The organism is Stenotrophomonas africana (genome assembly GCF_013004645.1).
Taxonomy (GTDB): Bacteria; Pseudomonadota; Gammaproteobacteria; order Xanthomonadales; family Xanthomonadaceae; genus Stenotrophomonas; species Stenotrophomonas africana.
In genome coordinates this window covers 335,247-359,487 of the sequence record NZ_JABEME010000001.1, presented here as the reverse complement: position 1 = coordinate 359,487, position 24,241 = coordinate 335,247, and the positions used below count along the sequence as shown (strand labels likewise).

The window sequence follows — 24,241 nt, the reverse complement described above, 5'->3', positions numbered from 1 at the left end:
CAATCGCGACTTAATCCCCTCCGTCCCCTTTTTCCGTCGGGGGCGGAGGGCTGGTAAAATCGGGGGATTCCCGTTCCTCGAGCCGTCCATGACCTGCCGCACCCGCTTCGCCCCCAGTCCCACCGGCTACCTGCACATCGGTGGTGCCCGCACTGCGCTGTACTGCTGGCTGGAGGCCCGTCACCGTGGCGGCGAGTTCGTGCTGCGCATCGAGGACACCGACCGTGAGCGCAGCACCCAGGGCGCGATCGACGCCATCCTGGAGGCGATGGAGTGGCTGGGCCTGGATTACGACGAGGGCCCGATCTACCAGACCGACCGCGTCGCCCGTTACCTGGAAGTGGCCGAGCAGCTGGTGGCCGACGGCAAGGCGTATTACGCCTACGAGACCCGCGAAGAGCTGGACGCCATGCGCGAGGCCGCCATGGCCAAGCAGGAGAAGCCGCGCTACAACGGTGCCGCGCGTGACCTGGGCCTGCCGCGCAAGGATGACCCGAACCGCGTCATCCGCTTCAAGAACCCGCTGGAAGGCACGGTGGTGTTCGACGACCTGATCAAGGGCCGCATCGAGATCGCCAACAGCGAGCTGGATGACATGGTCATCTTCCGCCCGGACGGTTTCCCCACCTACAACTTCGCGGTGGTGGTGGACGACTGGGACATGGGCATCACCGAGGTCATCCGCGGCGACGACCACATCAACAACACCCCGCGCCAGATCAACCTGTACGAAGGCATCGGCGCACCGGTGCCGAAGTTCGGCCACATGCCGATGATCCTGGACGAGCAGGGCGCCAAGCTGTCCAAGCGCACCGGCGCGGCCGACGTGATGCAGTACAAGGACGCCGGCTACCTGCCGGACGCGCTGTTGAGCTACCTGGCCCGCCTGGGCTGGTCGCACGGTGACCAGGAGCTGTTCAGCCGCCAGGAACTGATCGACCTGTTCGACGTGAAGGACTGCAATTCCAAGGCCTCGCGCCTGGACATGGCCAAGCTGGGCTGGGTCAACCAGCACTTCCTGAAGACCGAGGACGTGGCCGCCATCGTGCCGCACCTGGTGTACCAGCTGCAGAAGCTGGGCCTGGACGTGGCCGCTGGCCCGGCCCCGGAGGACGTGGTGATGGCCCTGCGTGAACGCGTGCAGACCCTGAAGGAAATGGCCGAGAAGGCCGTCGTCTGGTACCAGCCGCTGACCGGGTACGACGAAGCGGCGGTGGCCAAGCACTTCAAGGCCGGTGCCGAGGTGGCGCTGGGCAAGGCCCGCGAGCTGCTGGCCGCCCTGCCGGAATGGACCGCCGAATCGGTAGGCGTGGCCCTGCACGATGCGGCGGCCGCGCTGGAAATCGGCATGGGCAAGGTCGCCCAGCCGCTGCGCGTGGCCATCACCGGCACCCAGGTCAGCCCTGACATTTCCCATACCGTTTACCTGGCCGGCCGCGAGCAGGCCTTGAAACGCATTGATGTGGCCATCACCAAGGTAGCAACGGCCTGAGGCATCCTTGCCAGGCCCGAACCGGAGAACACGCATGCCCGCCAAGACCGCCACCGCCTGTACCGCCCCGCACCACCACGTCCACGACGCATCGGATTTCGTGGCGGTGGTCGAGCGCGTCTCGCGCGAACGCGGGCTGCGCCTGACCCCGATCCGCGCCAATGTGCTGAAGCTGATCGCCGAGGCCGGCAAGCCGGTCAAGGCCTACGAGCTGCTGGAATGGGTGCGCAACGGCAAGGGCGTGGGTGCTGATGCCCCGCCCACCGTTTACCGCGCGCTGGACTTCCTGATGGCCAATGGCTTCGTGCACAAGCTGGAGTCGGTGAATGCCTTCGTGGCCTGCCACCATCCCAGCAGTGCAGCCCATTCAGTGCCGTTCCTGATCTGCAACAGCTGCCACAGCGCGGTGGAACTGGAAGACCGCGAGATCGTCACCCAGCTGGAGAAGCGCGCCAAGGAGCTGGGTTTCCAGCCGCAGGCGCAGACCCTGGAAGTGCACGGGCTCTGCGCGCGCTGCGCGGGGTAACGCAATGGTAGTGCCGGCCGCTGGCCGGCATTTTGGGATTGGGGTCAGATCCCTTTGCCATTGGCAAAGGGATCTGACCCCGTTTCATATCGGCGCGACAGGGCCTGCGTCCTAGTCCAACGGCTTGGACTGGGTATCCACACGCACGATCACCGACATGCCGGGACGCAGCTGCTTTGCCAGCTCCTGATTCCTATTGATTGAAATCCGAACCGGCAGCCGCTGCACCACCTTGGTGAAATTGCCACTGGCGTTGTCCGGGCGCAGCACGCTGAACTCCGACCCGGTAGCCGGCGCGATCTCCTGCACGCGGCCCCGCAGCACCTGCCCCTGGAACGCGTCCACCGAGAATGTGGCCGGCTGGCCGATCGCCATGCCCCAGGTCTGGCCTTCCTTGTAGTTGGCCACCACCCACAGCGTGTCAGGGACCAGGAACAGCAGCTGCGAACCGGCGGCGACGTACTGGCCCACGCGCACGCTGGCTTCGCTGATCTGGCCGTCGCGCGGCGCGTGGATCACCGTGTTGGCCAGATCGATGCGCGCCAGTTCCAGCTGCGCCTGCGCACTTTCCACCTGGGCCTCCAGGCTCTTGCGCGCCACCTGGGTCGACACCAGCGTTTCCTCGGCGATGCGGATCTGCGCCTGTGACTGCTGCACGCTGGCCTGTGCCGAGGCCTGGGTGGTGCGGAACTTGTCGCGGTCGTTGATCGATACCAGCTGCTGTGCGGCCAGCTCCTCGTAACGCTTGGTCTCGTTGCGCGAGCGCTGCAGTTCGGCTTGCCCGGCCGACAATGTGGCCCGTGCGGAAGCGATCTGCGCGCGGTTCTGCGCCTGCGACTGGTCCGAGTTGGCCAGTGCCGCGCGTGCGCTGTCCAGCGTGGCCTGCGCCTGGGCGACACGCTGCGCGTAGATGCGGTCATCGATGCGCAGCAGCGGCTCGCCCTGCGTCACATGCTGGAAATCCTTCACCAGCACTTCGGTCACGTAGCCGTTCACCTGCGGCGCCATCACCGTGATCTGGCCGCGCACGTAGGCGTTGTCGGTCACCATCACGCTGCTGGTGAACGGCCACAGGTGCCAGGCGCGCAGGATCAGCGCAATGCCCACCAGGGCCACCACCACCATCACCACCACGCTGCGCGCGCTGGGCTTGAGGTACTTCGGCGCGACCGCGGGTTCTACCGGCGTGGGGGCAGGCGCCGCGTCGGTCGGCGGCGGTGGGGTCACGTTGTCGGCGTCGTCGGGTCGGGGCGGGACGGGGGGCATGGTCGAGAACTCAGCGGGGCGCGGCTGGCGTGGCCGCAGTGGGGGGAGTGGGGTGGCGCTTGCGCCATTGCTTGAGCACGGCGGTGCGCAGCGACAGCAGCAGCAACCAGCACAGGAAGCCGATTGCCAGCCAACCGCTCAGGGTGAAGACATCATTGAAGCCGCGCACGTTGGCTTCGCGGCGCGTGGTCTGCGCCAGCTGTGCGCTGCCCTGGGCACTGCGCAGCACCGGGTCGGTGATCTGGGCGGCGTACAGCTGCTGCTGGATGCGCAGGCGCTGCGCCACCACCGGATCGGCTGGATCGAGCTGGCTGGTCAATGCGCTGGAGTACAACTGCTCGCGATGCAACTGGAAGGTGCCCAGCACCGCCGAACCGGCCAGCCCACCCAGCGTCTGCGTGATCGACAGCGTCACCAGGAAGGTGATCATGTGATCCACGCCCTGTTTCAGCGCGGCGGAAATGCCGAGCATGATCAACGGGCCCATGAACATGCCGGCACCGACCGAGGCCAGGAACTGGCTGGCGTAGAAGTCGTGCGGCCGATCCATGCTGGTGCGGTGCTGGTCGAAGAACGCGGCGGCGCCCAGCAGCAGGATCGCCATCAGCAGCTGGGCAATCAGCCGCTTCGGGCCGAAGGTCAGCGAGGCGCCGGCAATGCCCACGATCACGCCGGCCAGGATCACCACGAACAGCGGGCGCATCTGGTCAGGCCCCATGCCCAGCGTGCGCATCAGGTTGACCACGCCGTAGGACTGCTCAGTGGTGAGGAAGCGGATCAGGAACGCGCCGACGATGAAGTGCAGCACCGGCAGCTTCGACAGCCAGCGGATCTGCAGCAGCGGATTGCGCCGGTAGTGTTCGATGATGAAGGCGGTGGTGGACAGCACGATCGAGGCGACCAGCGCCCAGCCCAGCCACGGTGTGTTGAGCCACCAGCGGGTGTAGCCCTGCGCCAGTACGATCACCAGCAGCGCGACAGCCGGCGCAAGCAGGGCGAACGTGAGGAAGTCCAGTGGCTCGAAGGCTTTCACCTGGATGCCGGGTGGCAGCTTCAGCACCACCACTGCCGCGAACGCGCACAGTGCCAGCCCGGCTTCGAATGAGTAGAGCTGATGCCATTGGCCGGTATCCACCAGGCCTGGTGAAACGATCCAGGCGATCGGCACCGCCAGCTGCGAAAGGCCGACGCCGACCACCAGCAGATTGCCGGTAAAGCGGCGCGGCAGCGCCTGCAGCATGTACAGCGTGCCCAGTGTCGAACAGGCCGCACCCGCGAAGCCGCTGGCGGCGCGGGTCAGCATCGTGGTCTCGAAGCTGCCGACGAACAGGTGCAGCACCGCCAGTGCCGCGTACAGGCCCAGCCCGATCTCTGCGAACAGGCGGATGCCGTACTGCTGGCGGAACTTGAAGGCCAGCAGGTTGGCAGTGACATTCACCATGGCATAGGCGGCCACCAGCCAGCTGCCCTGGGTCGGGGTCAGTGCCAGCTGGCCCTGCAGGAACGGCAGGTTGGCGGTGACCAGCGCATTGCCGAGGCCACCGGTGATCGCCACCAGCAGCGATACCAGGGCATAGGCCAAGCGACGGTATGGTGGGTGCCAGGGCATCGATGCCGAACCGGGCATGGTCGGCTTCTCGTGCTCCTCCCAATCCGGAACCGGCTTCAGATACGGCTGGACCATCAGCGGGCCTCGCTGGTTGCTCCCTGGAGACCCCCGCGCAGCAGCTGCAGGGCGCGCCCGGCCAACTGGGCGCGCTCGTCGCGGGTCTTGCCGCGCAGGGCTGCGCCCAGCATGCCCGAGATCAGTGAAATATCCGTCTTCTCAAGGTCGGCACGGCACAGGCCGGCCGCCTTGGCGCGCGCGATCGGCTCCTCCAGCAGGTCGCGCACGGTCTCGCGTGCGGCACGCATGGCCGGCACGTCCGAGTCGACCGCACGCCAGTAATCGGCCAGCGCCGGTGAATCGATGATGCGCTGGGCCATACCCTCGAACACCTCGAACAGGGCGTCGTCACGGTCGCCGAGCTGTTCAACCTGGCGCCGGATGCGATCAACCGTACGTTGCAGCAGCGCCTGGATCAGCGCAGTGCGGTCGGGGAAGTTGCGGTACAGGGTGGCGCGGCCCACCTGGGCGCGTTCGACCACCAGGTCCAGCGGGGCGGTGACGCCATGTTGGCCGAACACATGATCGGCGGCATCGAGGATGAGGGCACGGCGGGCAGCAGCATCGGCACGTTGGGCAGTCATGGAATTATTTTCGGACAAAAGTGTCCGATTAGCGAGACGTTGAGTGACGGGATTGTCCGCTTGTTGTGGTACGCACATCTTTGTGACGAATGCGTGATGGAATCGGCCAGAACGAAAACGGGGGCCCTAAGGCCCCCGTGGGGTGGTGCGGGATCGGATCCCTTTACTGCGGAATGGAATCCGGCACCGGTGCGCGATCAGAAGAACGCGCGGATGCCGAATGCGACACCACGGCCCGGCAGCGGCGAGTAGTCGCGCAGCAGCGAGGTATGCGGGCGCACTTCGCGGTTGGTCAGGTTGCTGCCATCCAGGAACACCTCGTAGCTGTTGCTCGCGTTGCGGTCCCAGCGGTAGGCCAGGTGCGCGTCGACCAGGGTGTAGCCGTCGCTTGGTGCTTCGTTCTGGGCGACGTCCTTCTGGCGGCTGTAACGCACTGCACCGACCGAGGCGCGCCAGCCGTCCTTCGACCAGCGCAGGTCGGCGCCGACGCGGGCCGGGGCGATGCGCGGCAGGTAGCCGGTATTGGCCAGCTCCACGCTGTAGTTGTGGTTGTGGTCGCCATGCGGCACGGCGATGTCCAGGTTACGGCTGCCGCTGCCATCCAGCTTGGCCTTCACGTAGTCGCCGAACAGGCGCAGATCCCAGTCACCGGCGCCGCCTTCGAACAGGTGCACCAGCGCTTCGGCTTCGGCGCCGCGGAACACCGCGTCCTGCTGCGTCCAGGTGCGCACCGGAAGGCCCTCGGTGATGCCGGTGTCGGCCAGGTAGATGAAGTCCTTGAACTTGGTCTGGTAGACCGACGCGGAGAAGTCCAGGCGCTCGCTGTGGGTGTGGATACCCAGTTCCACGCGCTGGCCGCGCTCGGTCTTCAGGTTGGCGTCGCCGATTTCCAGCGAGCGGGTAGCGATGTGCGCGCCGGCGGCATACAGCTCTTCGTTGGTCGGTGCACGCTCTGAGCTGTCAACGCCGATGCGCAGGTCAACGGCATCGTTGAGCTTCCAGATGCCGGCAGCAGACAGGTTGGTGGCACCAAACGTGCGGCGGCGATAGTCACCGGTCGGGTCCAGCTTGACCTGGTCGTGGCGGCCGCCCAGTTCCAGCTTGAACGGACCGAACTGCTTTTCCTGCAGCACGAACAGGCCGATGTTCCTGGTGCCGGTATCCGGAACGAACGCCTCTTCGCCCTTGGCTCCGAAATCACTGTTGCCGAACTGCAGGCCGAACGCGCCGTCCCAGCCGCCGATCTGCTGCTGCACCGCTTCCAGGCGTGCCTCGATGCCGCGGTTGGTGAAACGGGTGGACGGTGTGCCTGCTTCCAGCTCCACGTGTTCGTAGTCGGTGTAGGCCACGCGCGCGTTGACGTTCTTCAGGAACGAGACCGGGTCGTAGATGCCGGCCTTGGTCTCGAAGCGGTTCTGCACCATGTCGATGCGCACGTCATGCTCGTCGCCGCCTTCTTCTTCATCGCCATGGTCGTGCCCGTGGTCATGGCCATGATCATCACCATCGGCGTGCACGTGCGCGCCATTGGGAATGCCGTAGTTGGTGCGGTAGGTGCTGGCCGATACGCCGAAGTAGCCGCCGTCGCCCAGCCAGGTTGCGCCTACGCCGCCGGCGCGGGTGCGGATCGAGCTGTTGTCCAGGCGACCGCGGCGCGGTTCTTCGCCCTCGGCCGCATCATGGTCGTGATCGTGGTCATGATGATCTTCAAGGCTGTCGATCACTGCATAGCCGGGGATGCGGTAGTCATCGCCATTGCGGACCAGGCCATCCACGTGCAGCACGACATTGCCGCTGACGCCGTCGAGGCGGAACATGCCGCTGCGTTCGTTGTTCACCGAGTTGCCGCGCAGTTCGGCGCGGCCGCTGAGCGGACGCTCCGGCAGTTCGCGGGCGATGCGGCCATCCACCACGTTGACCGCGCCACCGATGGCGCCGCTGCCGAACAGCAGCGTGGCCGGGCCCTTCAGCACTTCGATCTGGTCGGCCAGGAACGGCTCGATGCTGGTGGCGTGGTCGGCGCTGACCGTGGAGGCATCCATGTTGCCCATGCCGTTGGACAGCACGGCCACGCGTGGGCCTTCCTGGCCGCGGATGATCGGGCGGCCGACGCCGGGACCGAAGAAGGTGCTCTGCACGCCGGGCAGCTTGGCCACGGTATCGCCGAGGGTGCCGGCCTTCTGCTCGTCCAGGCGTTCACCGGCCAGAACCTCCACCGGGCGTGCCAGCGATTCGGCATCACCCTGCAGCGGCGACGCGGTGACCTGCACCGACGACAGCTCGGTCAGGTGGCGGTCACGATGGGAGGTGTCCTGGCCGGCTGCAAAGGCGACGGACGGCAGCAGGGCAGCGAGGGCCAGGGCCAGGGAATGCGGCTTGAGCCGTGGGGTGTGGGCGGGCATGGACGGGTCCTTTGTTACAATGTATCAATCACGGGGCGCACGAATCCCGTCGATGGGACAGGGGGAGGGGAAACCGTGCGGGTCGGAGAGGGATGTTATATTATTCCATAACGATTCGCCGACCCTGCTGGAAGTCATGTCCCTGTCCTCACGCCTGCGCCACCTGCTCGACCGTTTCGGCGCTACTGGTTCGATGCTGTGCGCGGTGCACTGCGCGGTGATCCCGGTACTGCTGGCCGCAGCGCCTTCGTTGGGGCTGTCGTTCTGGCTGAGCGATGGGGTGGAACAGGCGTTGGTGGTGTTCGTCACCCTGCTGGGGCTGTTCAGCCTGGTCTGGGGCTACCGCCGGCACGGTGCGCTGCGTGCGCTGGGCTTCCTGATTCCCGGCCTGGTCGCATTGTGGGCCGGCGTGCTGTACGACCCGTTGCACCATAATGCGGTGCCGCACGCGGTGGTGATGACCGTCGGCGGCCTGCTGGTGGGGGTGGCCCACCTGGTCAACCTGCGCCTCAACCACGGTCACGTGCACGACGCCAGCTGCGCGCACTAGGCGCTCCGTGATAGGATTTTCGATCGTGCGCGGGGGCGCCCAGCAAGGCGGCCCCGTCGAACCCGTGTCAGTACGGGGTAACCAGATTTCACATTTGAGGAGTTGAAGACATGGGTAAGGGTGACCGCAAGACCGCCAAGGGCAAGCGCTACAACGCCAGCTACGGCAACGCCCGTTCGCACACCGCCAGCAAGGTCGCCGTAGGCGCCGCCGCTCCGGTTGCCAAGAAGACCGTGGCCAAGGCTCCGGCGAAGAAGGCTGTGGCGAAGAAGGCTGTCGCCAAGGCCTGATCCGGCCCAGACCGGTTCAACGAAAAACGCGGCACCTGGCGCCGCGTTTTTTTATGCACGTTGTTGTAGAGCCGAGCCCATGCTCGGCTGGCGCAATGCAGCCGAGCATGGGCTCGGCTCTACAGGGAAGTCAGCGCAGGGTCTTCTTCAGCGTTTCCGGATTGCCGTCGTTCGGCGCGGCCGGCACCTGCAGCAGGTGCGCCAGCAGCGGGTAGACGTCGACATTGTCGAAGCCATCGATCACCAGGCCCTGGCGGAACGACGGGCCGCCGGCCACAAACACCGCGCGCATGGAGGGCAGGGCATTGTCGTAGCCATGCGAGCCGCGGTCCTGATGGTCGCGTTTGGCGATTTTCTCCTGATGCAGGGCATCCCAGCCTTCGTCCATGGCGCAGACGATGGCCGGAACCCGCGGATGCGTGCCGTAGTGCCAGCGCGCCGGCAGGTTCTCCTTCTTCCAGCACTCGTAGTGCCCGTGGCGTCCGAGCAGGGCGCGTTCGGCTTCCGCCTCGCGGCCGGCGACCGGCGCAAAACCCACCGACTGGCCCTGGCTGACATTGCGCGCGATGGCCGGATCGGCCATCGATTCAGTGGAGATCACTTGGCCGACCGGGACGCTGGCCATGCCATGGTCAGAGACCACGATCACGTTGGTGGTCGCGGCCAGGCCGCGCTGCTGCAGCCCATCGAGCACCTGGCCGACGATCTGGTCGGCGCGCACGATGGCGTCGGCATACTGCTTCGACTCGGGCCCGTAGTTGTGGCCGGCCTTGTCCACGTGTTCCATGTACAGGGTGGTGAGACGCGGTGCATCGGCGTCGGTCTGTGCAAGCCAGTCGAGCACGATGCCGGCGCGCTGCTCCAGCGGCTCCTTGCCGTCGTAAACGCGCCACTGGCTGGGGCGTACGCCGCGGATCTCCGATTCACTACCCGGCCATGACGTGGTAGCCGAACGCACGCCGGCGTTCTCGGCGCCGACCCAGATCGGTTCGCCGCCCCACCAGCCGCTGGTAGTGACCGCGTCGCGGTTGCTCAGCTCGAACCGGCCCAGTGCTTCGTCGTCCATGCTGTTGTTGACGATGCCGTGGTGGTCCGGGCGCAGGCCGGTGACGATGGTGTAATGGTTGGGGAAGGTCAGTGATGGATAGGACGGGGTCATCCAGCGCGCACGCACGCCGCCGTCGATCAGTCGCTGCAGGTTCGGGGTCAGGCCGCGGTCCAGCGCGTCGGCACGCAGGCCGTCGATGGAGATCAGCAGCAGCTTCTGCGGCGTGGCCGCAGCGACGGGTGTGGGAACGGAGGCGGAAGGGGCGGGCGCGGTGGTGCAGGCGGCCAATGGCAGCAGCAGCGCCAGCGCGCAGGTCAGGCGTACAGAAGTCATCCACGCATGATAAGCCCGTGCAATGACGCGCCCAAGACACGGCGCGCTATCGCGCGCCGAGTCCGCGCATTTTTCCTTGTCCCCGCACCTGTCGGTGCGCGCCCTTCAACAAGACGGGGGCTTTTCATGTCCCTGCTGCTTCCATCCACGCATGGCGTGGATCTACCGTGTCGACCAAGGTCGACACCTCCAACAGTTGCGCAGAATGACGTTCGGACAGATCGCCGGAACCTGTCGAAGGCGGGGTGGGTCCGGTTGCAGGGGCGTGAGCGCCATGGATGGCGCGACCGAGCTTACAGGGACGTACTTGCAGCGTCCCCTGCAACTGGACCCACCCTGCCTCCCCGCAGGAAGCCCGCTGTTGCTGTTGCTCTAGCCTCTGCGGGTGCCGGGCGCAGCCCGGCCAGCCCTCTCAAGCGAACAGCGGGGCCTGGCGTTGTTCCAGTCGCAGCAGCGCAGCCTTGGTTTCCAGCCCACCGCCGAATCCGGTCAGCGCTCCATTGCTGCCGATCACGCGATGGCAGGGCAGGATGATCGGCAGCGGGTTGCGGCCGTTCGCGGCACCGACCGCGCGGGTCGCACTGGGCTGGCCGAGGTGCTGCGCCAGCTGCAGGTAACTCCAGGTCTGGCCGAACGGAATCAGTGCCAGCGCCCGCCACACCCGCAGCTGGAACGGCGTGCCGCGTGGCGTCAGTTCAAGGTCGAAGCTGCTGCGTTCGCCGTGCAGGAACTGCAGCAGCTGTTCGCGCGCTTCCGGCAGCGCATCCGGTGCGTAGTGCCAGTCATCGCGTCCGCGTGCCGGATGGCGGTTTTCGGGGAAAAGCACGTGTGACAGGCCACGTTCGTCACCGGCAATGGTCAGTACGCCGATCGGGCTGTCGAAACGATCAAACAACAGGGTCATGTCGGTTCTCCAACGAAAGTGCCGGACAAGTGCCACAGGTGCAGCACGGCATACGCGCGCCACGGCCGCCAGGGCTGCGAGCGTGCTTCGGTCGCGCGTTCGCTCAGGCGCTGGCCTTGCGCGTGGCCGAGCACCTGCTGCAGCACAAGATCGCCGGCGGGGAATGCATCGGGCTGGCCGAGTCCGCGCAGGGCGATGTACTGCGCGGTCCACGGGCCGATGCCGGGCAGTGCCACGCAGCGCGCTACGAATTCTTCCAGCGCCTGGCCGGGACCGAAGTCGAGCTCGCCACTGGCACAGGCAGCGGCCAGCGCACGCACGGTGGCGGCGCGGCTGCGCGGCAGGCCGATCGATTCCAGCGGCGCCTCAGCCAGCACCTCGGGCGCGGGGAACTGGCGATCGAATTCCGATGGCATGCCCGGCAAGTGTGCGCCATAGGCATCGACCAGGCGCCGCGCGAAGGTGGTGGCCGCGGCCACGCTGACCTGCTGTCCGAGCACGGCGCGTACGCCGACCTCGAAACCATCCCAGCCGCCAGGCACGCGCAGCCCGGGGCGTTCGGCGATGCCACGCGCCAGCAAGGGTTCTTCGCCCAGCGCGGCGTGCACCTGCTGCAGGTCGGCGTCCAGATCGAATACGCGACGCACGCGGCGCACGATGTCCGGAATCAGGCGCGGATCCACCGCGCCCAGCTGCAGGCGCAGCTCTGGGCGCTTCGGGTCGGCGGTGACGCGCAGCAGGGTGGGGCGCTCCGGCGTGCCGAGCACGCGCTGGTAGCTGTCTTCGCCGATCAGTTCGATGCCGGGCAGGCTGCGCTTGCGCAGGAAGGCCAGCATGCGCGGGAAATCCAACGGTGGGCGGTACACCAGACGCAGTACCAGGCAGCCGTCATCGGCGGCCAGCGGCTGGTGCTGGCGACGCAGCGCGGTTGGTGCCATGCCGCAGCCCTGCAGGAACGCGGTATTGAAACGACGCAGGCTGTTGTAGCCGGCGGCCAGCGCAACATCGGTCACCGGCAGCGTGGTCTCGGTCAGCAGCTGCTTGGCCAGCAGCAGGCGATGGGTGGCATGGATCTGTCCCGGCGTCGCGCCCAGATGTTCAACGAACAGGCGCTGCAGTTGGCGCGCGCTGAGGCCGATCTTCTCTGCGAGATCGGCTACCGGCTGGTCCTGCAGGAAACCGCCATGGATCAGCGCGAGGGCGCGCTGCACGGTCTGCCCGGCCAGTGCCTGCTGGGCCTGCGGTGCCAGTTCGGGACGGCAGCGCAGGCACGGGCGGTAGCCGGCGGCGGCGGCCGCAGCGGCGGTCGGGTAGTAGGTGATGTTGCGCGGCTTCGGTGGCGGTGCCGGGCACACCGGGCGGCAATAGATGCCGGTGCTGCGCACGGCGGTGAAGAACACGCCGTCGAAGCGTGCGTCGCGGGCGAGGCGGGCGCGGTCGCAGGCGGCGGTGTCGAGGGCGAGGGCGGTGTCCATGGCGCCAGTCTAGGCCTCTGGCGACGGCGATACTCGCCACATTCGGACATGGATACTGAAGGGGGTTGGGCAGGTCTGCGCCCTGCACCCGCCGAGGCCAGAGCAACAACAGCGGGCTTCCTGGGGGAGGGCGGGGTGGGTCCGGTTGCAGGGGACGCTGCAAGTCCCCCTCCGGGGCCCGGCCCAGCCGCTGGCGGCTGGGCGTTCGGGCGCTTGCGAAGCAGTGCTTCGCAAACAAAGCGCCCTCACCCTTGTAAGCTCGGTCGCCGCTTGCTCGTGTGCGCTGTCCTGCGCACACGGCAAGACCGGGGTTGGGCGTCCTGCCCAACCCGCCCGAGGCATGCCTCGGGCCCATGGCGCTCACGCCCCTGCAACCGGACCCATCCCGCCTTCGAGAGGTTCCTGCGACCTGTCTTGCGGGCGTTCTGCGCTGCTGTTGGTGGGTGTCGACCTTGGTCGACACGCTTTTCCCAAGGGTCAGAAGGGGTTCAGTGCCACGCGCTGAATGCGTGCCCCGGACGGGTAGACTGTGGTTCTTGCTCACGTGAAGACTGGTTGCCCGATGTCCGCCAAACTCCGCTGGTTGCCCTTGTTGTGCCTGGCCCTGGCGGGCTGCAGTCAGCTGGAGAATCCGGGCAATGTGACGGCTGCCGACAAGGCGGCGCGGGCGCCGGCCAGCGATGGCGAGAACATGGTGTCGATCAATGCCGCCGACGCACCGCCACCACCGGTGCCGCCGCGCAGCCGGGCGGATCGGCCGTGGCCGCAGGCGCAGCTGGAGAATGGCCGCGCCTGGGTCAGCTGCAGCACGGAATATGCGGGCGATGCCGGCGACGGTGTCGAACTGGAAGGCCTGCAGCGCGAGCAGATCACCCAGGCGCTGGCGCCGTGTGCCGAGCGCGGCCTGATGCGCGTGCGCTACGCCGGCAAGATCAATCCGGGCTTCGCCGAGATGATGTGGCGGTTGGCGGTGGTCGCCGACCAGCAGAAGATCCACAAGCGCATCCTCGATCTGGATTCCAGCGGCGGCCAGGTGGAATCGGCGATCGTCGCCGGTGACAGCATCGGTGAGTCCGGCTGGACCATCTGGGTGCGCGAAGGCTCGATCTGCCACAGCGCCTGCGTGTTCGTGCTGGCCGCCGGTGACAACCGCCTGCTGTCGGGCAAGGTCGGCATCCACCGCATGATGCGCATCAGCTCCAAGGCCACCTCACGCGCGGAACTCAACCGCGAGCTGCACGAGGTCTACGACAACGTGAAGGACTATCTGCAGCGCAACGGCGTGGCGGTGGGCGTGGCCGACCTGATGATGACCGTGCCCAACCGCAGCCTGCGCCTGCTCACCCCGGACGAGCTGCGCCAGTACGGCCTGGATGGCACCAATGCGGTGCAGGACGATCTGGAACGGATCAAGCAGATGCGCGCCTGTGGCGATGACTTCGTGCAGCGCAAGGACGCGTTCCTGATCGCCTTCGACCAGCAGTGCAAGCGCGAAGGCGCCGACATGGAATCGATCAACAGCTGCGGCCAGGCACTGAAGCAGCGCTTCGGCTTCCCGGATGCGGTATGCCCGGAAGAAAGCCCGCTTTCGGAGATCGATGTGGCAACGCTGCCACCGGCACCGTCGGAGCCGCCGCCGGTGGCCGAGCAGGCGCCAGTGAACACCGCCGCGCCCGCCGCGCAGGCCGATGCGGCAGCGGTGGAGGGCAACGCTCTGGCACGCTGACAGCGTAGTCACCGTGCTGGCGTAGACTGCAGTTCTCTCCAGAAGACCGGTGGTGTCCATGAAGCGCGTGCTCCTGCTGCTGTCCCTGCTGCCCCTGACCGCATTGGCGCAGGCACCTGCGCCGGCCACGCCCGCCCCGGCACCCGCGCGCCCGGCCCCGGCCTCGCCGGCGGCTGCGAAACCGGCCACGGCCGGCGCTCCGGCGTTGACCGCCGCGCAGCAGGCGCAGGTGCAGAAACAGGATGCGGAAATGGGCGCGGCTGCAGTGAAGGCGGCGCAGCTGGTTGATGCCAACCGCGCCGGCGAATTGTGGGATGGCGCTTCGGCCGTGGCGCGCCGCGCAGTACCAAAGGCCGCCTTCGTCAGCCAGTTGACCACCGAGCGCACGCGCCTGGGTGCGCTGGCCGGCCGCGGCCAGCCGACCATCACCCGGGTCAAGTACAGCGCCGGTGCCGCGGTGCCGGAAGGGCTGTACATCAACGTCAGTTTCCCGACCCGTTTCGCCAACAGCGCACAGCCGGTGCGCGAGCTGGTCTCGTTCCGATTCGACGAGGACAAGGTGTGGCGCCTGGCCGGCTACAGCCTGCGTGCGTCGGCACCCTGAGGAGATGAACGATGGCAACTGAACTGACGATGCTGGCCTGGTCGGTATTGCTGGGCTTCGTCTACATCTTCGCCACCTCGACCGTGGTCACCCGCGAGCGCGGGATGAAGTGGAATGCCTCGGCACGCGATGGCGATGCAAAGCCGGTCAGCGCGCTGGCCGGTCGCCTGCAGCGTGCGCAGGCCAACTTCCTGGAGACGTTCCCGTTCTTCGCCGCCGCCGCCATCGCGGTGGTCGTGGCCGGTCGCGGCAACGACACCACTGCACTGGCGACGCAGGCCTACTTCTGGGCGCGTGTGGTCTATCTGCCCCTGTACGCCGCAGGCGTGCCCTACGTGCGCAGCCTGGTGTGGCTGGTGTCGCTGCTGTCGATCCTGGCGATGGTGTTCGCGCTGTTGTGACCCGGGCCTGATCCAGATCAAGGCCGGTCAGGTGCGCGGCGCTATGCTGGCCCGGACTGAATCAACGGCGGGAGGCGCGCATGCGCAGGATGGACGTGGTGGTGGTCGGCGCCGGACCGGCGGGTCTGTGCTTCGCGCGCGCGCTGGCCGGCAGCGGCCTGCAGGTCGGGCTGGTGGAAGTGCAGCCGCGCCAGGCCTTGGCCGAAGCCGCCTTCGATGGCCGCGAGATCGCGCTGACCCATGCCTCGCGGCAGAGCATGGAGCAACTGGGGTTGTGGCAGCGCCTGCCGCAGGCCGAAGTCGCTGAGCTGCGCGATGCCAAGGTGATGAACGGCGGCTCGCCGTTCGCGCTGACCTTCGCCAGCAGCCAGGTCGATGGCCAGCCGCTGGGCTGGCTGGTACCCAACCATCTGATCCGCCGTGCTGCATGGGATGCCGTGCAGGACCAGGACGGCCTGGAACTGTTCGACGGGCGCAAGGTGCAGGGCGTGCAGGCCGATGCGCAGGGCCACGTGGTCAAACTTGATGACGGCAGCCAACTTCATGCGCGGCTGCTGGTGGCCGCTGACAGTCGCTTCTCCGCCACCCGCCGCATGCTTGGCATCGGTGCGCAGATGCGTGACTTCGGCAAGTCCATGCTGGTGTGCCGCATGCAGGTCGAGCGCGACCATCACCACACTGCCTGGGAATGGTTCGGCTACGGCCGCACCATGGCGTTGCTGCCGCTCAACGAGGGCCAGGCATCAGCAGTGATCACGCTGCCGCCGCGGCAGATTGAAGAACTGCTGGCGATGGATGAGGTGGCCTTCGGTGAAGCCATCAGCGGTTGCTTCGAACACCGCTTGGGCCGCATGCAGCCAGTGGCCACGCCACAGGCGTATCCGCTGGTGGGTGTGTATGCGCACCGTTTTGTCGGCGAGCGTTCGGCGCTGATCGGCGATGCCGCCGTCGGCATGCACCCGGTCACCGCGCATGGCTTCAACCTGGGACTGGCCAGCGCACAGCGGCTGGCGCAGGGCATCGTCGAGCAGCAGCGCCGCGGTGCCGACATCGCCGCGGCCGGCATGCTGGCCAGCTATCAGCGCGGTCATCGGCTGGCATCGCGTCCTTTGTACGAAGCCACCAATGCGATCGCCAGCCTGTACACCGACGATCGCGGTCTGGCGCGGCTGCTGCGGGCGGCCGGCCTGCGCCTGGCGCAGGGCGTGGCACCGTTCAGGCAGCTGATTGCCTCGCACCTGACCCAGCGCGTGGCCTGAACAGATTCAGATCAGCCGGCGGCCAGCACGCGGATCTGGCTGTCGGCGAATTCGACTACCTGGCCTGCGCGGATCTTGCAGGCCTTGCGCAGTTCGACTTCGCCGTCGACCCGCACCTGGCCGTCACTGATGACCATCTTGGCTTCGCCGCCACTGGTGACCAGGTCAGCCAGCTTGAGCAGCTGCTTGAGTTCGACGTAGTCGCCGTCGAGGTCGAATTCGAGAATCTGCATGGAGCGGGGTTCCTGGGAGAGGGGGCGCAGGCCAATGGCCGTGCCGGAAGAGGCCGCGTATTGTGCGCCAGCGCGGGGCCTGACAGCACGCGTCCGGAAAGCTGTATGCCTCGTTCAGGATCAATGCGGTATGATTCCGCTCTGAGCGAGTGAAATCTCCTCCGACCGAGCAGCGCCAGGGCACGCGATAAGAAGGGCGCCCAAAGCGCGGACCATCACCTTTTTTTATCGCACTGCCAGGAAGACGGCAGTGTCTTTGGAGTTCCCCATGTCCCAAGAATCCCAAGCGCCGCTGCAGTTCGCGCAGCTCGGCCTGTCCGAGCCTGTCATGCAGGCAGTCACCGCCATCGGCTACGAAACTCCGTCGCCGATCCAGGCCGCCACCATCCCGGCGATGCTGGAAGGCCGCGATGTGCTGGGCCAGGCCCAGACCGGCACCGGCAAGACCGCAGCGTTCGCGCTGCCGGTACTGTCCAACATCGACCTGCAGCAGATCAAGCCGCAGGCCCTGATCCTGGCACCGACCCGCGAGCTGGCCATCCAGGTCGCCGAGGCGTTCCAGTCCTATTCGTCGAAGATCCCGGGCTTCCGTGTGCTGCCGGTGTACGGCGGCCAGCCGTACGGCCAGCAGCTGTCGGCCCTGCGCCGTGGCGTGCACATCGTGGTCGGTACCCCCGGCCGCGTGATCGATCACCTGGACCGCAGCACCCTGGACCTGTCCGAGCTGAAGACGCTGGTGCTGGACGAAGCCGATGAAATGCTGCGCATGGGCTTCATCGACGACGTCGAAGCCGTGCTGAAGAAGCTGCCGGAGCAGCGCCAGGTGGCCCTGTTCTCGGCCACCATGCCGCCGCAGATCCGTCGCATCGCGCAGACCTACCTGCAGGATCCGGTCGAGGTCACCATCCAGGCCAAGACCACCACTTCGGCCAACATCCGCCAGCGCTACTGGTGGGTGAGCGGCATGCACAAGCTGGACGCGCTGACCCGCATCCTGGAAGTCGAGCCGTTCGACGCGATGATCATCTTCGCGCGTACCAAGGCCGGCACCGAAGAACTGGCCAGCAAGCTGCAGGCCCGTGGCCTGGCCGCTGCCGCCATCAACGGTGACATGCAGCAGGCCCAGCGTGAGCGCACCATCGCCATGCTGAAGGAAGGCAAGCTGGACATCCTGGTCGCCACCGACGTGGCTGCCCGCGGCCTGGACGTGGAGCGCATCAGCCACGTGCTGAACTACGACATTCCGTATGACACTGAAAGCTACGTGCACCGCATCGGCCGTACCGGCCGTGCTGGCCGCAGCGGCGAGGCGATCCTGTTCGCCACCCCGCGCGAGAAGGGCATGCTGCGCCAGATCGAACGCGCCACCCGCCAGCCGATCGAAGAGATGCAGCTGCCGAGCGTGGAAGCGGTCAACGACAACCGCATCAACAAGTTCACCACGCGCATCACCGAGACGCTCGGCGCCGGTGGACTGGACTTCTACCGCCAGCTGCTGGAGCGCTTCGAGAGCGAGCAGAACGTGCCGGCCATCGAAGTGGCCGCCGCGCTGGCCAAGATGCTGCAGGGTGATACCCCGTTCCTGCTGCAGCCGCCGGTGCGTGCCCCGCGTGAAGAGCGCGCGCCGCGCGAACGCTTCGACCGTGGTGACCGTCCGGAGCGTGGTGATCGCTTCGACCGCAACGAGCGTGGTCCGCGCTTCGAGCGTGGCCCGCGTCGCGATGACGCCGAAGGTGGTTTCGAGCAGCGTCCGCGCCGTGAGGTTCCGCCGCGCGGTGCGCCGGAGCAGGGCATGGAGACCTACCGTATTTCGGTAGGCCACCAGCATGGCGTGAAGCCGGCCAACATCGTCGGCGCCATCGCCAACGAAGCCGGCCTGGAAAGCCGCTTCATCGGCCGCATCGACATCCACGACGACTTCTCGCTGCTGGACCTGCCGGCGCAGATGCCGTCGGACGTGCTGTCGCACCTGCAGAAGGTCTGGGTGTCGGGCCAGCAGCTGCAGATGCGCGCGCTGGCCCCGGGTGAAGACACCAACCCGGCCCCGCGTCCGTTCAAGCCGCGCTTTGACAAGCGCGGTCCGGGTGGTCCGAGTGGCCCGCGTCGTGGCGGCCCGGGTGGTCCGGGTGGCCATGGTGGCGACCGCGGCGGTGACCGCGACAGCCGCCCGCCGCGTCGTGACGGCTTCAAGCCGCGCGGCCCGCGTAGCTTCTAAGCCGCACCCTCAGCCGTCTGCAACAACGCCAGCCTCCGGGCTGGCGTACAGATAAAGGGGACGGAGGGGATTAAGTCGTAAATGGCAGGCCACGCGCTTATGCCGAAAACGACTTAATCCCCTCCGTCCCCTTTTTCGCATGGCCCACACATGGCCGGTCCTAGGCTGGCCGGGTTCCAAGGTAGGTTGTCACCGCAGCACATTCGGGGGGATCCGGGATGGGTAGAAGTGGCACGGACCAGCAGGGCCGGCGGGTACCGATGACCCGTGGGCTGGGACTGCGATTCGCGTTGTTGACGGGCATGGCGATCGGACTGGTCGCACTGTCCGCCCTGATCCAGGAACTGCAGGCGGCCTCCACCGCCTGGATCGCCGGCCAGGGCTACTGGTCGCGTGGTCAGCAGGAAGCCACCGCTGCGCTCAGCCGCTACCTGGCGCGGCGGGATGCCCAGGACCTGGACGACGCACGCCAGGCCCTGCAGGTGCCATTGGGCGATCTGCAGGCGCGGTTGGCGCTGGAACAGGCCGAGCCGGATGAAGCCAAAGCCAGGCAGGGTTTCCTGCAGGGCGGCAACGCACGCGCCGACATTCCACGGCTGGTGTTCTCCTTCCGCCATGCACGTGACATCGGTGCGTTCCGCGAGGCGACCGCCTTGTGGCGGCAGACCGATGGTGACCTGATGGCGGTGCAGCGCCTGGTCGACGAGCTGCAGCTGCGGCATGGCGAAGGCGCTTTGCCTGCGCCTGTCCGTGATCGCTACCTGCAACAGCTGCGTGATCTGGACCGGCGGCTGCAGGTGCAGGCGCAGGCATTTTCGCAAGCGTTGCTGCGCATGGCCACGATGGTGCGGATCGCGACGCTGATGGTCGGTGGCCTGTCGGTGTTGGCGATCAGCCTGATGGCGGTGGCCCTTGCGCGTCGCGTCGGCAAGGATCTGACCGAGCACGAAAGCCGCTTCCGCGCCGCCTTCTACCAGGCCAACGTCGGCATGCTCAAGCTCGACACCGAAGGCAAGGTGATCGAAGCCAACCAGGCGATGGCCGATATCCTCGACTACCGACGCGACGTGCTGCTGCAGATGTCGCTCGGCGATCTTTTGATGGAAGGCGAACTGGTCATCGATGGCGTCGGCCGCATCGACTGGGACCGGCAGCTGCGGCCGAGTGAACTGCGCTTCTGCCGCCGCGATGGCAGCCTGGTGTGGGGGCGCTGGAGTGGCACCGGCGTGCGCAGCGCGGGAGGTGGCCTGTCGGTGTTTGCGATCATCGAGGATGTCAGCCAGAACCATGCATTGGCACGTGAGATCGAGCATCACGCCAGCCACGATCCGCTGACCGGCCTGATCAACCGTCGCGAGATCGAGCGGCTGCTGGAACGTTCGCTGCTGCAGGTGCGCAGCGAGGGCGGCACGCATTCGCTGTGCTACATCAACCTGGACCACTTCAAGCTGGTCAACGACAGCTTCGGCCACGCCGCCGGTGATCAGATGCTGCGCAGTTTCGCCGACTATCTGGTGGCTGCGGTACGTGACGGCGACTGGGTCGGCCGGCTTGGCGCCGACGAGTTCGCGGTGTTTCTCGCCCATGCCGGGCAGGACGAGGCCAAGCGCGTGCTGCAGCGGGTGATCCGCAACCTGGGCCAGGCCACCTTCCCGATCAGCGAGGGCAGTCCGCAGCTGAGCTGCAGCATCGGCGTGGTGGAAGTCAGTGCCGATGCGCCGGACGTGAACTGGTTGATGAGTGCCGCCGACAGCGCCTGTTATGCAGCCAAGCAGGCCGGGCGCAACCGCGTGCACTGCTTCAACGAAAACCGCATGGCGCTGGAAGAACGGCGGCAGGAGGCCGAGCGCCTGCAGGGCGTCAGCCTGGCGATGGCCGAGAACCGCATGGTGCTGTATGCACAGCGCATCGCCCGCGTGGGTGATCCGTCCTACCTGCATTACGAGGTGCTGGTGCGCATGCGTGGTACCGATGGCAGCCTGCATCTGCCCGGCCAGTTCATGCCCGCGGTGGAGCGCTATGGCATGGCGGTGGCGCTGGATCGTCATGTGCTCGGGCTGCTGTTCCGCCACCTGCAGGTGTGTCCGGCACACGTGCGGCAGCTGGGCCTGTGCAACGTCAACGTGTCCGCGCAGTCGATCGCCGAGCCGGGATTCCTCGCCTTCGTCTGCGACCTTCTCGAGCGCAACCGCGCGCTGGCCTCCAAGTTGTGCTTCGAGATCACCGAGACCGCGGCGATCAGCAACCTCAGCCAGGCCCGCGCTTTCATCGATGCGGTGAAGGCACGGGGGTGCCGGATGGCGCTGGATGACTTCGGCTCTGGTCTGTCTTCCTTCGGCTACCTGCGCCAGCTGCCGGCGGACATCCTGAAGATCGACGGTGCCTTCGTGCGCGACATGGATACCGACCCTGTCAGCCACGCCACGGTGCGTGCGATCAGCGAGCTCGGGCGCGAGCTGCAGATGGAAGTGGTGGCCGAGTGGGTGGAGACCACGGAGGTGGCCGGGGCACTGACCCGCCTCGGCGTACAGGGCCTGCAGGGCTATGCGATCGAGCGCCCGCAGCCGCTGGAGCGGATGACCCTGGCCGATCTGCGCCCGGTGCGGCTGGTCGCGGTGAAGGGGCCGCCGGCGGCGGGCTGAACGGCGCGGCGGCGACTTTGGTCTACACCTGCGGCGCACGTCCGGCTGCGATAATGCGCGCCAGGGGCGACGTGCAGTGGGCGCGGGCGTAAGCGACAACAGGATGTGGCGTGGGCGGCAGGCAGTGGCAGTACGGAACAGGGGCGGTGCTGGTCGTACTGCTGGCGTGGTTGGCGATGCCGTGGCCGCTTCAGGGCGCCGTGGCCGTGTCGGGCCGCGATTATCTGCTGGTGGGAGGCGCCACCGACGAACCAACGCCACATCGGGCATGCACGCCGCAGATGCTGTCCGGCTCCCGCCAGCACGTGCTGGTACCGGCTCCGCCGGAAGGCTGGTCGGGCCAGCCACAGGCGCTGGACGTGTTCAACGTGTTTGCCGGTGAAGTCCGGGTGCAGCACGGTGACCGCGAGATCTGCGGCAACATGCACGACGCGCGCACCCGCGATTCACGTTTCCGGGCCGGCATCGGCCTGGTGGCGGTACCACCGGCCGGCAGCCATGAGCCGTTCCTGGTCTCTTGGCAGACACCGCTGAAGGCACGTTGGGTACCGACCCTGCGGCTGGGCGCGCCCAGCCCGGTGCAGCAGAACGACACCGCCCGACTGCTGATGCGTGCCGCCTGCATCGCCGTGGCGATCGCACTGGCGCTGTCGGCGTTGATGGCCTTCCTGACCACGCGCGATCGCAGCTTCCTGGTCTATGTCGCCGGCACCACAGTGATGGTGCTGTGGCAGGCCATCCTCGGTGGGCTCAGTGGTTACCCGGAACCCTGGCTGCCGGTGGGGGAACATGGCGCGAGGTGGCTGCTGTCGTTGACCGCGGCCTCGCAGGCGCTGGTGCTACCGGCGCTGTGGCGGCTGAACGGAGGCGACCGCGTGCTGCCCCGATCGCGCCCGGCCCAGCTGCTGGTGTTGTGGACCCTGATGGCGCTGGCCGCGCTGGTGCCGTGGCTGCGCTGGGAGCATCTGGCCTGGGTCGCACAGGGCCTGCAGGTGTCCTATCTGTCCGGGTGCGGCCTGGCGCTGCTGGTCGGCATATGGGCACGCTGGCGCGGCGACCGTTGGTCGCAGGCGGGTCTGGCCGCGCTGGCACCGATGCTGGCACTGATCATCGCCGATGCCTGCGGTGCGCAGTGGCTGTTGGAGTACCGGGTGGAGGCGCTGCAGCTGGCGGTGACCTGGTTGTTGATGATGGCGGCCTACGCCCTGAACCAGCGGCTTGGCCGCCTGCGCCAGCAACGTGACGAGTTGCGCCAGCTGGCCGAGACCGATGGCCTGACCGGCCTGCCCAACCGTCGTGCCGGCCTGCAGCAGCTGGGGCGGCATCTGGAGCGTGTCAACCGCGAGGGAGGGCCGCTGGTGATCGGCTTCCTCGACATCGACTTGTTCAAGGACATCAACGACCGCCATGGGCACGCGGTCGGCGACCAGGTGCTGGTGGCCGTCGCGCGGGCTCTGCGCACGGCGGTGCGCAGCCAGGACGAGGTGGTGCGGATGGGCGGCGAGGAGTTCCTGCTGCTGATGCCGGGCATGCCGCGTGAGGCGGCATCGGCGCGGCTGGACCGCCTTCGCCAGCGCATCACCGAGGCCGGCCTGGCGCTGCAGGTAGCGGGGCTGGAGGTGACCGCCAGCATCGGCCTGGCACAGTGGCGGCCGGGCGAGGATGACCTGGCGGCACTGCTGCGGCGGGCCGACCACGCCATGTACGTGGCCAAGCGCGCGGGTCGCAACCGTGTGTTCGACGGTGAAGAGCTCGATCCGCCCGGCCCGGCATGAGGCGCAGCGGGCGGCGATGCCGGATAATAGGGTGATGACCACCCGACTCAACAAACACATCGCCGACACCGGCTTCTGCTCCCGCCGCGAGGCCGATCGCCTGATCGCCGCCCGCCGCGTCACCGTCAACGGTCACCCGGCCGGCACCGGTGCGGTGGTGGGCGAGGAAGACCAGGTGCTGGTTGACGGCCAACCGCTGCGCGCGCGCGTGGCACGCAAGCCCGGCGCCCGCCGCCACGTCTACATCGCGCTGAACAAGCCGGTGGGCGTCACCTGCACGACCGAAACCTCGGTCAAGGGCAACATCGTCGACTTCGTTGGCCACGAACAGCGCATCTTTCCGATCGGGCGCCTGGACAAGGAATCCGAAGGCCTGATCCTGATGACCAGCAACGGCGACATCGTCAACCAGATCCTGCGTGCCGAGAACGGCCACCAGAAGGAGTACCTGGTGGCGGTGAACAAGCCGGTGACCGATGAGTTCCTGCGTGGCATGGCGCGCGGCGTGCGCATCCACGACCAGATGACGCTGCCGTGCAAGACTTCGCGCATCGCCAAGTTCGGTTTCCGCATCATCCTGCAGCAGGGCCTGAACCGGCAGATCCGCCTGATGGCCGCCGAATTCGGCTATCGCGTAACCCAGCTGCGCCGCGTGCGCATCGACAACATCAAGATCGGCGCGCTGAAGCCGGGCCAGTGGCGCAACCTGACCGAGCAGGAACTGCAGGGCCTGCTGCCGAAGCAGCTGGACTGGTAAACGGCATCTGTAGCGCCGAGCCCATGCTCGGCTGCCCTTTTGTCCGGGTGCAGCCGAGCATGGGCTCGGCGCTACATCGGCTAGACTCCGCAG

General features: G+C 67.4%; 20 protein-coding genes. 12 read left to right on the top strand and 8 right to left on the bottom strand.

The genetic code is table 11. The annotated features are described in order from the left end of the window. Positions 1-88 precede the first annotated feature (88 nt). Positions 89-1,492, top strand: a complete 1,404-nt coding sequence (gene gltX, locus HLA98_RS01915) for a glutamate--tRNA ligase (protein ID WP_129550551.1) — start codon at positions 89-91, stop codon at positions 1,490-1,492. Positions 1,493-1,526: 34 nt separating this feature from the next. Further along, positions 1,527-2,018 (top strand): Fur family transcriptional regulator, encoded by a 492-nt coding sequence (locus tag HLA98_RS01910; protein ID WP_004150412.1) that lies wholly within the window; start codon positions 1,527-1,529, stop codon positions 2,016-2,018. 111 nt (positions 2,019-2,129) lie between these two features. Here the strand turns inward: HLA98_RS01910 and HLA98_RS01905 are convergent, their stop codons facing one another. From HLA98_RS01905 to HLA98_RS01890, 4 genes are all read right to left on the bottom strand, one after another. Continuing rightward, on the bottom strand, positions 2,130-3,284 hold the full coding sequence (locus HLA98_RS01905; protein WP_129550550.1) for an HlyD family secretion protein: 1,155 nt from the start codon (positions 3,282-3,284) through the stop codon (positions 2,130-2,132). A 10-nt stretch (positions 3,285-3,294) separates the two neighbouring features. Then, positions 3,295-4,968, bottom strand: a complete 1,674-nt coding sequence (locus HLA98_RS01900; RefSeq protein WP_049446776.1) for an MFS transporter — start codon at positions 4,966-4,968, stop codon at positions 3,295-3,297. Continuing rightward, positions 4,968-5,534 carry a TetR/AcrR family transcriptional regulator gene (locus HLA98_RS01895; RefSeq protein ID WP_049446774.1) on the bottom strand — a complete coding sequence of 189 codons (567 nt, stop codon included), beginning with the start codon at positions 5,532-5,534 and terminating at the stop codon, positions 4,968-4,970. The genes HLA98_RS01900 and HLA98_RS01895 overlap by 1 nt, the downstream gene beginning before the upstream one ends. A gap of 197 nt (positions 5,535-5,731) precedes the next feature. Further along, entirely contained in the window at positions 5,732-7,936 is a 2,205-nt protein-coding gene (locus HLA98_RS01890; RefSeq protein WP_057502055.1) for a TonB-dependent receptor, read from the bottom strand. Between the two features lie 136 nt (positions 7,937-8,072). On the opposite strand from HLA98_RS01890, the gene HLA98_RS01885 reads away from it, so the two are divergent. Next, entirely contained in the window at positions 8,073-8,486 is a 414-nt protein-coding gene (locus HLA98_RS01885; RefSeq protein ID WP_019338435.1) for a MerC domain-containing protein, read from the top strand. Between the two features lie 110 nt (positions 8,487-8,596). After that, complete coding sequence (locus HLA98_RS01880; protein ID WP_004150462.1) at positions 8,597-8,776, top strand: 30S ribosomal protein THX; 180 nt, start codon at positions 8,597-8,599, stop codon at positions 8,774-8,776. Positions 8,777-8,906: 130 nt separating this feature from the next. Here HLA98_RS01880 and HLA98_RS01875 read toward each other — a convergent pair whose 3' ends face one another. The 3 genes from HLA98_RS01875 to HLA98_RS01865 all read right to left on the bottom strand — a co-directional run bounded on the left by HLA98_RS01875 (position 8,907) and on the right by HLA98_RS01865 (position 12,536). After that, positions 8,907-10,157: an alkaline phosphatase family protein gene (locus HLA98_RS01875; RefSeq protein ID WP_057502056.1), complete on the bottom strand. Its 1,251-nt coding sequence runs from the start codon at positions 10,155-10,157 to the stop codon at positions 8,907-8,909. Between the two features lie 412 nt (positions 10,158-10,569). Beyond that, complete coding sequence (locus HLA98_RS01870) at positions 10,570-11,061, bottom strand: methylated-DNA--[protein]-cysteine S-methyltransferase (protein ID WP_057502057.1); 492 nt, start codon at positions 11,059-11,061, stop codon at positions 10,570-10,572. Then, positions 11,058-12,536 (bottom strand): DNA-3-methyladenine glycosylase 2 family protein, encoded by a 1,479-nt coding sequence (locus tag HLA98_RS01865; RefSeq protein ID WP_057502058.1) that lies wholly within the window; start codon positions 12,534-12,536, stop codon positions 11,058-11,060. Before HLA98_RS01865 ends, HLA98_RS01870 begins: the two co-directional genes overlap by 4 nt. A gap of 562 nt (positions 12,537-13,098) precedes the next feature. Between HLA98_RS01865 and HLA98_RS01860 the strand changes: the two genes are divergently transcribed. The 4 genes from HLA98_RS01860 to ubiM all read left to right on the top strand — a co-directional run bounded on the left by HLA98_RS01860 (position 13,099) and on the right by ubiM (position 16,526). Next, the gene (locus tag HLA98_RS01860; protein ID WP_057500166.1) at positions 13,099-14,262 is read left to right on the top strand and encodes a COG3904 family protein; all 1,164 of its coding nucleotides are present in this window, start codon (positions 13,099-13,101) and stop codon (positions 14,260-14,262) included. 58 nt (positions 14,263-14,320) lie between these two features. Then, positions 14,321-14,866 carry a DUF4019 domain-containing protein gene (locus HLA98_RS01855; protein ID WP_049445024.1) on the top strand — a complete coding sequence of 182 codons (546 nt, stop codon included), beginning with the start codon at positions 14,321-14,323 and terminating at the stop codon, positions 14,864-14,866. 11 nt (positions 14,867-14,877) lie between these two features. Continuing rightward, the gene (locus HLA98_RS01850) at positions 14,878-15,267 is read left to right on the top strand and encodes an MAPEG family protein (RefSeq protein WP_057500165.1); all 390 of its coding nucleotides are present in this window, start codon (positions 14,878-14,880) and stop codon (positions 15,265-15,267) included. A gap of 80 nt (positions 15,268-15,347) precedes the next feature. Further along, positions 15,348-16,526: a 5-demethoxyubiquinol-8 5-hydroxylase UbiM gene (ubiM, locus tag HLA98_RS01845; RefSeq protein ID WP_057500164.1), complete on the top strand. Its 1,179-nt coding sequence runs from the start codon at positions 15,348-15,350 to the stop codon at positions 16,524-16,526. Between the two features lie 11 nt (positions 16,527-16,537). On the opposite strand, the gene HLA98_RS01840 is transcribed toward ubiM, so the two are convergent. Continuing rightward, on the bottom strand, positions 16,538-16,759 hold the full coding sequence (locus HLA98_RS01840; RefSeq protein ID WP_012479588.1) for an RNA-binding S4 domain-containing protein: 222 nt from the start codon (positions 16,757-16,759) through the stop codon (positions 16,538-16,540). Between the two features lie 268 nt (positions 16,760-17,027). Between HLA98_RS01840 and HLA98_RS01835 the strand changes: the two genes are divergently transcribed. The 4 genes from HLA98_RS01835 to HLA98_RS01820 all read left to right on the top strand — a co-directional run bounded on the left by HLA98_RS01835 (position 17,028) and on the right by HLA98_RS01820 (position 24,148). After that, complete coding sequence (locus tag HLA98_RS01835) at positions 17,028-18,974, top strand: DEAD/DEAH box helicase (RefSeq protein ID WP_057500163.1); 1,947 nt, start codon at positions 17,028-17,030, stop codon at positions 18,972-18,974. Between the two features lie 218 nt (positions 18,975-19,192). Then, positions 19,193-21,616, top strand: coding sequence for a putative bifunctional diguanylate cyclase/phosphodiesterase (locus tag HLA98_RS01830; RefSeq protein WP_057500162.1), 2,424 nt, complete (start codon positions 19,193-19,195; stop codon positions 21,614-21,616). A 110-nt stretch (positions 21,617-21,726) separates the two neighbouring features. Further along, the gene (locus HLA98_RS01825) at positions 21,727-23,391 is read left to right on the top strand and encodes a sensor domain-containing diguanylate cyclase (RefSeq protein ID WP_049445036.1); all 1,665 of its coding nucleotides are present in this window, start codon (positions 21,727-21,729) and stop codon (positions 23,389-23,391) included. A gap of 34 nt (positions 23,392-23,425) precedes the next feature. Further along, positions 23,426-24,148, top strand: coding sequence for a pseudouridine synthase (locus tag HLA98_RS01820; RefSeq protein WP_049445038.1), 723 nt, complete (start codon positions 23,426-23,428; stop codon positions 24,146-24,148). The last annotated feature ends 93 nt before the right edge of the window (positions 24,149-24,241 follow it).

What these genes read in the sequence shown, in the direction of transcription:
- gltX (WP_129550551.1), top strand. Translation starts at nt 89, where the DNA reads ATGACCTGCCGCACCCGCTTCGCCCCCAGTCCCACCGGCTACCTGCAC.
- HLA98_RS01910 (WP_004150412.1), top strand. Translation starts at nt 1,527, where the DNA reads ATGCCCGCCAAGACCGCCACCGCCTGTACCGCCCCGCACCACCACGTC.
- HLA98_RS01905 (WP_129550550.1), bottom strand. Translation starts at nt 3,284, where the DNA reads ATGCCCCCCGTCCCGCCCCGACCCGACGACGCCGACAACGTGACCCCA.
- HLA98_RS01900 (WP_049446776.1), bottom strand. Translation starts at nt 4,968, where the DNA reads ATGGTCCAGCCGTATCTGAAGCCGGTTCCGGATTGGGAGGAGCACGAG.
- HLA98_RS01895 (WP_049446774.1), bottom strand. Translation starts at nt 5,534, where the DNA reads ATGACTGCCCAACGTGCCGATGCTGCTGCCCGCCGTGCCCTCATCCTC.
- HLA98_RS01890 (WP_057502055.1), bottom strand. Translation starts at nt 7,936, where the DNA reads ATGCCCGCCCACACCCCACGGCTCAAGCCGCATTCCCTGGCCCTGGCC.
- HLA98_RS01885 (WP_019338435.1), top strand. Translation starts at nt 8,073, where the DNA reads ATGTCCCTGTCCTCACGCCTGCGCCACCTGCTCGACCGTTTCGGCGCT.
- HLA98_RS01880 (WP_004150462.1), top strand. Translation starts at nt 8,597, where the DNA reads ATGGGTAAGGGTGACCGCAAGACCGCCAAGGGCAAGCGCTACAACGCC.
- HLA98_RS01875 (WP_057502056.1), bottom strand. Translation starts at nt 10,157, where the DNA reads ATGACTTCTGTACGCCTGACCTGCGCGCTGGCGCTGCTGCTGCCATTG.
- HLA98_RS01870 (WP_057502057.1), bottom strand. Translation starts at nt 11,061, where the DNA reads ATGACCCTGTTGTTTGATCGTTTCGACAGCCCGATCGGCGTACTGACC.
- HLA98_RS01865 (WP_057502058.1), bottom strand. Translation starts at nt 12,536, where the DNA reads ATGGACACCGCCCTCGCCCTCGACACCGCCGCCTGCGACCGCGCCCGC.
- HLA98_RS01860 (WP_057500166.1), top strand. Translation starts at nt 13,099, where the DNA reads ATGTCCGCCAAACTCCGCTGGTTGCCCTTGTTGTGCCTGGCCCTGGCG.
- HLA98_RS01855 (WP_049445024.1), top strand. Translation starts at nt 14,321, where the DNA reads ATGAAGCGCGTGCTCCTGCTGCTGTCCCTGCTGCCCCTGACCGCATTG.
- HLA98_RS01850 (WP_057500165.1), top strand. Translation starts at nt 14,878, where the DNA reads ATGGCAACTGAACTGACGATGCTGGCCTGGTCGGTATTGCTGGGCTTC.
- ubiM (WP_057500164.1), top strand. Translation starts at nt 15,348, where the DNA reads ATGCGCAGGATGGACGTGGTGGTGGTCGGCGCCGGACCGGCGGGTCTG.
- HLA98_RS01840 (WP_012479588.1), bottom strand. Translation starts at nt 16,759, where the DNA reads ATGCAGATTCTCGAATTCGACCTCGACGGCGACTACGTCGAACTCAAG.
- HLA98_RS01835 (WP_057500163.1), top strand. Translation starts at nt 17,028, where the DNA reads ATGTCCCAAGAATCCCAAGCGCCGCTGCAGTTCGCGCAGCTCGGCCTG.
- HLA98_RS01830 (WP_057500162.1), top strand. Translation starts at nt 19,193, where the DNA reads ATGGGTAGAAGTGGCACGGACCAGCAGGGCCGGCGGGTACCGATGACC.
- HLA98_RS01820 (WP_049445038.1), top strand. Translation starts at nt 23,426, where the DNA reads ATGACCACCCGACTCAACAAACACATCGCCGACACCGGCTTCTGCTCC.